The sequence below is a fragment of the Tannerella forsythia genome (assembly GCF_003860135.1).
Classification (GTDB): domain Bacteria; phylum Bacteroidota; class Bacteroidia; order Bacteroidales; family Tannerellaceae; genus Tannerella; species Tannerella forsythia_A.
The window spans coordinates 1-2131 of sequence record NZ_RQYN01000104.1 but is presented as its reverse complement, the minus strand read 5'-3'; the positions used below and the strand labels follow the sequence as shown (position 1 = coordinate 2131).

Sequence of the window (2131 nt, the reverse complement as noted above, 5' to 3'; positions counted from 1 at the left end):
AGAGCAACGCTTCTGAAAGAGCAACGGACACCCCGCCCTGACGGGCACCCCTCTATAGAGGGGAAGCCGGTACACGCCTCTCCCCTCCTTTGGAGGGGTGGTCTGCAAGACCGGGGCGGCCTCCTTCCTCTGGAGGGGTGGTCTGCAAGACCGGGGTGGCCTCCCTTCCTTTGGAGGGGTGGTCTGCAAGACCGGGGTGGTCTCCCTTCCTTTGGAGGGGTGGTCTGCAAGACCGGGGTGGTCTCCCTTCCTCTGGAGGGGTGGTCTGCAAGACCGGGGTGGCCTCCCCTTCCTCTGGAGGGGTGGTCTCCCTGCAAAGGGTAAAAGACAGAACAATCGTAAAAGGACAGAACGTATGGCAACAACGCCATCGACGTTTCAACAATATTTTAAAAAATAAAGCAATGAAAAAGATGACATATACATTGATCGTGGCGGGGCTGACGATGCTCACCGCCGGTAAAAGCGCGTATGCGCAAATCCCCGAAGCGAAAAACGTTCCGCCAGATACGGTGATGTACCAAACAACATACGAAATGCGGCAAACCATCTCATCTCAATATGATAAGAGCAAAGATTTCTCCGAGGGGAAAGCGGCAGTCAAACGTAACGGCCAATGGGGCGTATTATCTTTCAGGATAGTGAAAAAAGAAGCAAAATAGTAGCAAAGTAGTAAAGGTAGTCAGAGTAGTAAAGTATAACAATTCATTCAATGTAGGGGCGAACCTCTGTGTTCGCCCCTTCCCTCGCCGACGTTTCGAACGAAAAGGACACAAAGGAACGAAAAGTGAATAGTAAAAAAAGTAGTAAAGTAGTAAAGGTAGTCAGAGTAGTCAGAGTAGTAAAGAATAACAATTGACAATTAATAATTAATTAATCATGAAGCGTACAAAACAATTATCGATTTGGATCATCGCCTTTTGGATGGCGATAGCTGCCGGCACCGCCATGGCGCAGGGGGTAAACATGAACCGTTATATCACCCTGACCGTAAAATCCGGCCAAGACATCAAACTGAGATTCCAGGCTGCGGCTGCCAATACGCCCGTACGTGTCGTAAGCGGATCGAAAAGCACAGATGTAACCGTAGGTTCTTCATGGAATCAAACTCAAACCTTTAAGTCCGACGGCACGACCATGACCGTCTATGGCGATATCATCGGGTTCGGATGTATGGAGAATGGCAGCTGGCTGACAGCCCTCGACTTCGCTCATAATATCCAATTAGAGGGGTTGTATTGCCACAAAAACCAACTCACCGCCCTTAATGTGAGCAGATGTACCCAATTAAAGACGTTGTATTGCTACAAAAACCAACTCACCTCCTTAGATGTAAATGGATGTACCCAATTAAAGACGTTGCATTGCTACGAAAACCAACTCACCGCCCTTAATGTAAGCGGATGTACCCAATTAAAGACGTTGTATTGCAACAAAAACTAACTCACCGCCCTTAATGTGAGCGAATGTACTCAATTAATGTGGTTGCATTGCTTCGAAAACCCACTCACCGCCCTTAATGTGAGCGGATGTACCCAATTAACGAAGTTGTATTGCTACAAAAACCCACTCACCGCTTTAGATGTAAATGGATGTACCCAATTAACGTCGTTGCAATGCTACGAAAACCAACTCACCACCCTTAATGTGAGCGGATGTACCCAATTAAAGCAGTTGCATTGCTTCGAAAACCAACTCACCGCCTTAGATGTAAGCGGATGTACTCAATTAATGTGGTTGAGTTGCTTCGAAAACCTACTCACCGCCCTTAATGTGAGCAGATGTACCCAATTAAAGCAGTTGGATTGCTTCAGAAACAACTTCTCCACCGCCGCGCTCAATCAGCTCTACTGCTCGCTGCCTAACCGTTCGGGATTATCCTATGGAACAATCAGGCCGGCCAAGGATGCATCCGATCCGCAGCATGCCAACGTAATCGCCTCGTCCGGCTCAATCGCTATCGGCAAAAACTGGGAGGTGCAATATGATAATGAATCCATTATCTCGACTACGGGTACGGAGACGTGCGGACCGGCACAAAATTACTACGACTTCAAAGCCGGCGGACTGTATTATAAGAAGACATCGGGCAGCACCGTCCGTGTCACGACCGAACAATCGACGCTGAATC

3 protein-coding genes are annotated in these 2131 nt (G+C 48.2%); all 3 read left to right on the top strand.

All coding sequences use genetic code 11. The features are described 5' to 3' along the window. Positions 1–404: 404 nt before the first annotated feature. The gene (locus EII41_RS13425; RefSeq protein ID WP_124790983.1) at positions 405–662 is read left to right on the top strand and encodes a WG repeat-containing protein; all 258 of its coding nucleotides are present in this window, start codon (positions 405–407) and stop codon (positions 660–662) included. Between the two features lie 217 nt (positions 663–879). Beyond that, positions 880–1443 (top strand): leucine-rich repeat domain-containing protein, encoded by a 564-nt coding sequence (locus tag EII41_RS14360; protein ID WP_124790982.1) that lies wholly within the window; start codon positions 880–882, stop codon positions 1441–1443. Positions 1444–1548: 105 nt separating this feature from the next. After that, on the top strand, positions 1549–2131 hold a 583-nt coding region (locus tag EII41_RS14355), incomplete at its 3' end, for a leucine-rich repeat domain-containing protein (RefSeq protein ID WP_411292612.1).

What these genes read in the sequence shown, in the direction of transcription:
- EII41_RS13425 (WP_124790983.1), top strand. Translation starts at nt 405, where the DNA reads ATGAAAAAGATGACATATACATTGATCGTGGCGGGGCTGACGATGCTC.
- EII41_RS14360 (WP_124790982.1), top strand. Translation starts at nt 880, where the DNA reads ATGAAGCGTACAAAACAATTATCGATTTGGATCATCGCCTTTTGGATG.